An 8391-nucleotide genomic window follows, 5' to 3' on the forward strand; every position below is an offset into this window, starting at 1 on the left:
CGCGCAAGGGCTATTTCGTCATAAGGGTTTAATATAAATTGCACCCCATTTGTATTAAATTGGGTGTTGTTATCAGTAAAGGTTATTTTTGTCGTGGTATCAGGTACATTACTTATACAAACAAGTATTTTCATTGTAGTAATTGCTTTTAAATGGTAATGAAGCTATCAGGAACAGTATGTTTGTTTTTAGCAGTGGTTCCTGATGGTTTCATAAAATAGGTTTTTACAAATTTAGTTAAAAAACATAGTGTTTAAAAATGGAGATAAGCAGATTAGAAAAGCTACTGGAATTTATAAAAAATGAGCCCAACGACGAGTTTTTAAAATATGCATTAGCAACAGAGTATCTCCGTTTAAATCAGGCTGATAAGGCATTAGAATATTATGAGGATCTGGTTAACAATCATCCGCAATACGCTGGCACCTATTATCATTTAGGTAAATTATATGAGGCGCTTGACAGAAAGCAGGATGCCATAAATACCTACGAAAAAGGTATGGAAGTAACCAAAGCAAAGCGCGATAATCATGCTTTTTCTGAATTGCAGGCCGTTTACCGGGAACTTATCGGTTATGATGAAGATGATGATTATTAGGCAGCCCCACCCAACCAGGGTATACGTGGATGGTTACTACAAACGCGCGCCGTGGACTCACCCCGGCTACGCTGCGCTGGCCGACCCTCTCTTCGCCTTTGGCGGAAAGAGGGTTGAAAAACTAAAAAAAAAATTAACCCTCTTTCCCGCTTGCGGAAGAGAGGGTGGTCGAGCGAAGCAAAGACCGGGTGAGTTGTCGCCGCAAAAACCATCGATCGTATGAAAAAACGCCAACTTCTCTTTCTACGCGATGCTATGCTGTACACCCTAAGTGCATTTGGCGGACCGCAGGCACATTTGGGTATTATGCTACGCGAATTTGTGCAAAAACGCCGCTACATTACCGAAGAGGAATTGATGGAGCTGAACGCCTTATCGCAGGTTTTACCCGGCCCGTCATCAACACAAACATTAATTGGCATTGCCTGGAAGGTTGGCGGCTTATGGCTGGCAATTGTCACTTTTTTTATATGGGTACTGCCATCGGCCACTATAATGTGTATGGCTGCTATTAGTTATAAAATGTTTGCCAACCGGGGTAAGGTTGCAGATATATTGCGGTTTATACAACCCATGGCCGTGGGTATTGTGGCTTATGCAACTTATACTTTTGCCAACAAATTTTTAAAAACAAAGATGAGCGCTATACTGGCTATAAGCTCGTTTATAGTTACGCTTATTTTGCAGAATCCTTATGCATTCCCTATTCTTATTTTATTGGGTGGGATATTTTCATCGGCCCTGGAAACCCAGCCACAGGAAAGCGAACTAAGGGTGAAATTATTCGCTAATGTAAACCCCAAAAAGGTTATTTACTTTATAGGAATATTGCTTACGTTCGCGGCATTGGGCGCGTTGATAAACCGCACATCGCCATTTAGTTTACCCATACGTTTGTTCGAGAATTTTTACCGTAACGGCATATTGATATTTGGCGGCGGGCAGGTTTTAGTACCGCTGATGTATACCGAATTTGTTGAAGTAAAACATTACCTAAGCAGTTCTGAGTTCCTTTCAGGATTTGCGTTACAGCAGGCGCTGCCCGGGCCAACTTTTTCTTTTACCTCGTTTTTAGGCGGAATTACATTAGGCAATAAAGGCTATGGTATTGGCGGGCAAATTATAGGCAGCATTATAGCTGTTGTGGGTATAAATTTACCAGGTTTTATTTTGATCCTGTTCATAGTACCGTTTTGGAACGACTTGAAAAAGATAGCCCGCATAAAAAACTCACTAAGCGGCATTAATGCCGTAGCGGTAGGTTTTATGGCGACGGCATTGATATTGCTTACGCGTCCGTTTGGTTTAAACTGGATGGCTTATCTCATCATGATAGCAACTTTCCTGTTGCTGCAATTCACTAAGATAAAGACGCCTGTGGTTATTGTGATTGGGGTGGTGCTGGGGTTGATCTTCTAAACCCCTAACCCCTGAAGGGGGAACAACGGTTGATAAATATTAACGGCGCATTCTTTTAATATGCTTATCAAATTTTTCTCCTTCTTCCCGATTAAGTATACCAAAAAAATCGGATGGCTTTTTGGGAGAGGATGCCCTGACTTCTCTTACTTCGGCTACAATTTCATCCATCGTCGGTTTAGGTCCAGGTTTAATGCTTTTATCTATTTTTTCAGCAAGTAATTGAACTTTAGTTTTATTTTGAATAATAATACCCAATTCCTTAAATAGTAATTTTACTAAAGCAACCTTAGTTTCAGGAACGTTGATAATTAATGTTTCCATATAATTAAAGCTAAGTAATTAAATTTAAGAATGTCATTACCCTCGTCGTTTATTACAAACGCAGCGTCTTTATTATCGAAAGTTTTTTTATCCATGGGCTTGTCGAAAAAAATAGTTTCCAACCCTGCGCCATGTATATTGTCAACCGGTAATTGCAATTTAAACTTTCGCTTTATATGTTTCCTGATCACCTTGTGCTTTCTAAGTATTTATAAAAATATCTAATAACGAGTAAACAAATTTGACAGCGGAGAAAATAAAACATGTTCTACTATAGTAGCTAAATTGAATATATTTCAATTGTAGTCAGAGCGAAATCGAACCCTGATTTATTCAAAAACTCCCCCTTCAGGGGGCAGGGGGGTTAAAACGGCGGTTCATCCTCCATATCATCCATTCTTGAAGGACGAATAATAAAGTTGCTTGGCTTATCAAAATCTGTTGATGGGTTAAGGCCGGTAAAGGCGCTGCCCGATGCTGGGAAGTTTTCTCCCTGGTCAAGATCGGTGAACTTAACGTATTTGCCCACAAATTTCAGCCTTACAATACCCGTTTCACCGTTACGGTGCTTCGCTATAATTACCTCTCCAACCCCTTTTGTTGGGTTGTTATCCTCGTCGACTTCCAAACCATAATATTCAGGGCGGTACAGGAACAATACCATATCCGCATCCTGCTCGATAGAGCCCGACTCACGCAAATCCGACAGCATCGGACGCTTATTGGGACCGGGCCTGCTCTCTACCGCGCGGCTTAATTGCGATAGCGCAATTACCGGCACATTCAATTCTTTAGCTACCGATTTTAACGCTCTTGATATACTACCAATTTCCTGCTCGCGGTTACCGCCACCTTTGCCATCGCCTTTACCCTGCATTAGTTGCAGGTAGTCAATGATGATCAATTGTATATCGTGCTGTGATTTTAAACGGCGGCATTTAGCGCGGAACTCGAATATATTAAGGGCAGGGGTGTCGTCAATTATCAGCGGTGCTTGTTCTAAGCGGCCAATTTTCGAGTGGATCTGTTGCCATTCCCATTCTTCTAAAGTTCCTTTACGTATTTTTTCCTGTTCAATTTCTGTTTCGCCGGATATTAAACGGTTTACTAATTGAACAGATGACATTTCCAGTGAGAACACAACCACCGGTTTTGCAAAATCAACCGCGGCATTACGGGCGCAGGTTAGCACAAAGGCTGTTTTACCCATTGCAGGGCGGGCAGCTATAATTACCAGATCTGATTTTTGCCAGCCCGAGGTCATGCGGTCCAGGTCTGTAAATCCTGATGCTACACCCGTTAGTCCGTCTTTTTTATCTTTTAATGATTCAATTTCTTTTAATGTTTCGTGCAACAGATCATCCATCTTGCGCGAATCGCGGCGCAGGTTGTTTTGAGCTATCTCGAACAGATTCTTTTCTGCTTTATCTAACAGGTCGAGTACATCGGTAGTATCCTCATAAGCATCAGATATAACTTCTGTCGAAATGCGGATCAGCTCGCGCTGTATAAATTTTTGAATAATGATTCGCGAGTGAAACTCAATATTAGCCGCTGATGCAACCCGGTTGGTTAGCTCGGTAATATAATAGGCGCCGCCTATCATTTCCAGCTCGCCGTTATTACGCAGTTGCGAAGTTACGGTCAGGATATCTACCGGCGATGTTTTTTCAAATAACACCCGTATCGCATTAAATATTTTTTGGTGACGGGTTTCATAAAAAACCCCGGGATGTAAAATATCAATAACGGATGATAAAGCATCTTTCTCGAGCATTAACGCACCAAGTACCGCTTCTTCCAGATCAATAGCCTGTGGTGGAAGTTTACCTGCCAAACCATTTGTGGTTGGGTTGGTTAACCTGCTTCGTTTATCGTTAGTGTTCGGCTTGTAATTGGGCGTATCGTTCTCAAAATTCATACGTCAAAAATATACTAAAAAATGCCGGATGTAGCCATAGTTGACATCTTTTTTTTTCAATGGCATAAATGCCCAAGGCATCAATATTTTGGCACCAGTTGTTAACATCGTTTTGTTGAAAAATATAAAATTTAGCTGTAAAATGGCGTTTTTAAGACATTGTTAATAAATTGATTTTGGTAATCTATGCCAAAATTTATAACTGCAAACAGCATTATCGGGAGGCGATATAAAGTTAATTAATATGGCTATTTTTACACCCTTAATTTAATTATAAAATGTATAATAATAACAGGGAAAGCCGCGAAAGTAACCAGGTAGTTTTTGGTATACGGGCGGTTATTGAAGCCATACGTGCAGGTAAAGAAATTGAATCATTATACATTCAACGTGGTATAGGCGGCGAGTTACTTAACGAGCTTAGGGGTTTATTGAACGAATACAACCTAACTGCCCAGCAGGTGCCGGTTGAAAAGCTTAACCGGATAACGATGAAAAACCACCAGGGGGTTATCGCGTTTATTTCGCCAATTACGTATCAAAAAATAGAAGATATTATTCCGCAAATATTTGAGAAAGGAGAAGTGCCGTTAATTTTGGTATTGGATTCTATTACCGATGTACGCAACATGGGCGCCATTGCCCGTACGGCGGAGTGTAGTGGCGTACACGCCATAGTTGTGCCAGCCAAAGGCTCGGCTCAGATCAATCCGGATGCTATAAAAACATCGGCAGGGGCCTTGTATACCATCCCCGTTTGCCGTCATGATAATTTTATGCAGACCATTAAATTCCTTCAAGAATCTGGCCTGCAGCTGGTTTGTTGTACCGAAAAGACAAAAGAATATATCTACAAGCCTGATTATACCGCTCCAACTGCCATTATCATGGGATCAGAAGAAGACGGCGTACGCAGCGAGATTATCCGCATAGCTGATCATTTAGCCAAAATACCTATGTATGGCGAGATAGAATCTTTGAATGTATCGGTAGCTACTGGTGTGATATTGTATGAGGCGATAAGGCAGCGGTTAACCCCCTAACCCCTGAAGGGGGAATAATAAAATGATAGGATAGAAAACTTGCTCATCAACTCCCCCTTCAGGGGGTTGGGGGGTTATCTCCAGCAACCCAATATCGCCCCCATCAGCGTAAGCGAAACAACACTGTAGCCACCATTGATAAAAATATAGCGCCAGCTTTTTAGTTCAAACAAACTATGTGTTGCAATTGCGGCAAAAGTCCATATACCTGCTAAAAAACCTGCTGTTGCACCCCATGAAGTTGTTGTTGTGGGGGTAGCCAGAAATGCGGCAAGATTGGCCGAGCTAATGAGCGCGAACAAGGCGGTAAAGCCCAATATTTTTGTGTTGTTGGCGGTGGCTTTAATATGTTCTTTGGTTAGGTTGCTGTCTGTTAACCACGCCTTTCCGAACAAAAAAGAAGAATACCATAATCCGCCGACCATAAAAGCCGATAATGCCGCAACCACTACTGCGGGCCAGTTAATTAATGAAGGATTCATAATGTTGAGAGTTTAACCCCCTCCGCCCCCTAAAGGGGGAACTGAAAGAGGAAAGTTTATACATTAAAGATAAAAAAATATAACTAATTGATATATAATAAAAAAGCGCCCCGAATTTCGAGACGCTTAGTTCTTAAAACTCCCCCTTAAGGGGGCTGGGGGGTTAAATATACTTCGTTCCAAATTGCTGCTTAACATCAGCAACTACCTTTTTAACGTTCTGTTCCTGGTCGCGCGGGCAAATTAAGAGTGTATTGTTAGATTCTACAACGATATAATCATGCAGGCCCTGTAAAATAACCAGCTTATCATTCGGCACGTTTACCATGCAATTGGATGAATCATACATGATCACCTTTTCGGCAGGGATTACCGCATTGCCAACATAATCCTTATCAGCCAGTTCATAGATTGATGCCCATGTGCCTAAGTCAGACCAGCCAAATTCTGATGGCAGTACGTAAACATTATCAGCCTTTTCCATAATCCCATAGTCTATAGAGATATTGGTGCATTGCATATAGGCCTGGTTAACATGTGTTTTCTCGCTATCGGTATTATAATGCGGACGTGCCTCGGCAAAAATATCGTTCATTTCGGGCAGGTACTGTTCAAAGGCCTTAATAATTGCTTTTGCCGACCATACAAATATGCCCGCGTTCCATAAAAAATCGCCACTTTGGATAAAGGTTTTAGCAATTTCAAGCGTAGGCTTTTCGGTAAAGGTTTTTACCTTGTGAAAATCTTTGTTAATTGTTTTTTCAGTATATTGAATATAACCATAGCCGGTATCGGGCCTTGATGGTTTAATACCCAGGGTGATCAGGCTGTTATTGTCTGTAGCAGTTTTTAATGATTTTTCAATGGTAGCCACAAAAGCTGCCTCGTCTAATATAAGGTGATCTGAAGGTGCTACCACAATTGCAGCATCAGGATTTATACTTTCTATTTTAAAGCAGCCATAAGCCACACAAGGAGCCGTATTGCGCATTACAGGCTCGGTTAGTATCTGGTTGTCGGACATATCCGGCAGCTGATTTTTTACCAGGTCTGTATAATTCTCGTTAGTAACTACAAAAATATTTTCTTTAGGGCATACTTTTAAAAAGCGATCATATGTATTTTGTATCAGTGTCTTCCCGGTCCCCAGTATATCTATAAATTGTTTTGGATGTGATGTTCTGCTGATAGGCCAGAAACGGCTTCCGATACCGCCAGCCATTATTATCGCATAATAGTTTTTATTCATTTTCGTTAAAGAAATTTAGTTTGGCATTATGTGTGGCAAATGTGAATATTTATCTGTTAAATAATTATTAAATAACACTAAATAATTAAACGATAAATAGCCATAGCATTTAAATGGAAAAATAAACAAATTGTTTTTAAAATGGTAATGAAACTATCATTTACTAGTTGAATTTTTAGAGGTAGCGCATGATGGTTTTAAAGAATAATCATTTCAGTATAAAATTTAAAAGTAAATCTATCGTTTATTCATAAGTTTTTGTTACTTTAAACTTTTAAATAATCAAGATCAAGTATAATAATGATAGAGACAAAGAAGTCGCTTTTTGATAACCTACAAAATTTTTTCGGGTTCGATAACTTTAAGGGTGAGCAGGAAGCGATTATAACCAACATTTTAGCAGGTAACGATACCTTTGTTATCATGCCTACAGGTGGTGGTAAATCCATGTGTTACCAGTTACCCGCATTAATGAGCGAGGGTACTGCCATTGTAATTTCTCCCCTTATTGCCCTGATGAAAAATCAGGTAGACCAGTTAAGAGCATTCGGAGGATCGGATAGCATAGCACATTTTTTAAATTCGTCTTTAACAAAAGCAGATATAGTAAGGGTTAAAGAAGATGTGTTGAGCGGAAAAACCAAGCTGCTCTATGTTGCGCCCGAATCATTAACCAAACAAGAAAATGTTGATTTCTTACGCCTTAATCAAGTTTCATTTGTAGCGGTTGATGAGGCACATTGTATATCAGAGTGGGGGCATGATTTTAGGCCCGAATACCGTAAAATACGCCAGGTTATAAGCAATATTGGTGATAATATACCAATTATAGCTTTAACGGCTACGGCTACGCCAAAAGTTCAGCAGGATATACAAAAAAACCTGCAGATGAATAATGCTACTATCTACAAATCATCATTTAACCGTTCTAATCTTTTTTATGAGGTGCGTGCCAAACGCAATGTGATAAAGGAGATAGTTAAATATGTTAAACAAAACCAAGGCAAATCAGGCATCATATACTGTTTAAGCCGTAAAAAGGTAGAAGAGGTAGCCGAAGCGCTTTCATTGAACGGTATTAAGGCATTGCCTTATCACGCGGGGTTGGACCCTAAAGTACGTGCTGATACACAAGACAAATTCCTAATGGAAGATGTAGATGTGATTGTGGCTACTATAGCCTTTGGCATGGGTATAGATAAACCAGACGTACGTTATGTAATTCACCATGATGTGCCTAAAAGCATGGAAGGGTACTACCAGGAAACCGGCCGCGCAGGGCGTGATGGCGGCGAAGGTGTTTGTGTTGCTTTCTATTCGCAAAAGGATATTGATAAGCTTCAAAAATTCATGAA

General features: G+C 40.4%; 9 protein-coding genes and 1 pseudogene. 4 read left to right on the forward strand and 6 right to left on the reverse strand.

Annotation, left to right across the window (positions count from 1 at the left end):
- Positions 1-134, reverse strand: a pseudogene (locus tag JWP71_RS14980) (electron transfer flavoprotein beta subunit/FixA family protein); the annotation flags it as partial.
- A gap of 125 nt (positions 135-259) precedes the next feature.
- Here JWP71_RS14980 and JWP71_RS14985 point away from each other — a divergent pair.
- Positions 260-598 carry a tetratricopeptide repeat protein gene (locus JWP71_RS14985; RefSeq protein ID WP_299501554.1) on the forward strand — a complete coding sequence of 113 codons (339 nt, stop codon included), beginning with the start codon at positions 260-262 and terminating at the stop codon, positions 596-598.
- Positions 599-817: 219 nt separating this feature from the next.
- Positions 818-2017 carry a chromate efflux transporter gene (chrA, locus tag JWP71_RS14990; protein ID WP_299501557.1) on the forward strand — a complete coding sequence of 400 codons (1200 nt, stop codon included), beginning with the start codon at positions 818-820 and terminating at the stop codon, positions 2015-2017.
- A gap of 39 nt (positions 2018-2056) precedes the next feature.
- On the opposite strand, the gene JWP71_RS14995 is transcribed toward chrA, so the two are convergent.
- From JWP71_RS14995 to dnaB, 3 genes are all read right to left on the reverse strand, one after another.
- A complete protein-coding gene (locus JWP71_RS14995) occupies positions 2057-2341 on the reverse strand; it encodes a hypothetical protein (RefSeq protein WP_299501560.1) in 285 nt (94 codons plus the stop codon).
- Positions 2329-2532 (reverse strand): hypothetical protein, encoded by a 204-nt coding sequence (locus JWP71_RS15000; protein WP_299501563.1) that lies wholly within the window; start codon positions 2530-2532, stop codon positions 2329-2331. The genes JWP71_RS14995 and JWP71_RS15000 overlap by 13 nt, the downstream gene beginning before the upstream one ends.
- Positions 2533-2705: 173 nt before the next feature.
- Positions 2706-4262, reverse strand: coding sequence for a replicative DNA helicase (gene dnaB, locus JWP71_RS15005; RefSeq protein ID WP_299501565.1), 1557 nt, complete (start codon positions 4260-4262; stop codon positions 2706-2708).
- A 278-nt stretch (positions 4263-4540) separates the two neighbouring features.
- Here dnaB and rlmB point away from each other — a divergent pair, with 278 nt between their 5' ends.
- Entirely contained in the window at positions 4541-5305 is a 765-nt protein-coding gene (gene rlmB, locus JWP71_RS15010; RefSeq protein ID WP_299501567.1) for a 23S rRNA (guanosine(2251)-2'-O)-methyltransferase RlmB, read from the forward strand.
- A 74-nt stretch (positions 5306-5379) separates the two neighbouring features.
- Here rlmB and JWP71_RS15015 read toward each other — a convergent pair whose 3' ends face one another.
- A complete protein-coding gene (locus tag JWP71_RS15015; RefSeq protein ID WP_299501570.1) occupies positions 5380-5787 on the reverse strand; it encodes a DUF1761 domain-containing protein in 408 nt (135 codons plus the stop codon).
- A 163-nt stretch (positions 5788-5950) separates the two neighbouring features.
- Positions 5951-7036 (reverse strand): mannose-1-phosphate guanylyltransferase, encoded by a 1086-nt coding sequence (locus JWP71_RS15020; protein ID WP_299501572.1) that lies wholly within the window; start codon positions 7034-7036, stop codon positions 5951-5953.
- A 303-nt stretch (positions 7037-7339) separates the two neighbouring features.
- On the opposite strand from JWP71_RS15020, the gene JWP71_RS15025 reads away from it, so the two are divergent.
- The coding region (locus JWP71_RS15025) for an ATP-dependent DNA helicase RecQ (RefSeq protein WP_299501574.1) at positions 7340-8391 on the forward strand (1052 nt) is incomplete at its 3' end.

Source organism: Mucilaginibacter sp. (assembly GCF_028287845.1).
Taxonomy (GTDB): domain Bacteria; phylum Bacteroidota; class Bacteroidia; order Sphingobacteriales; family Sphingobacteriaceae; genus Mucilaginibacter.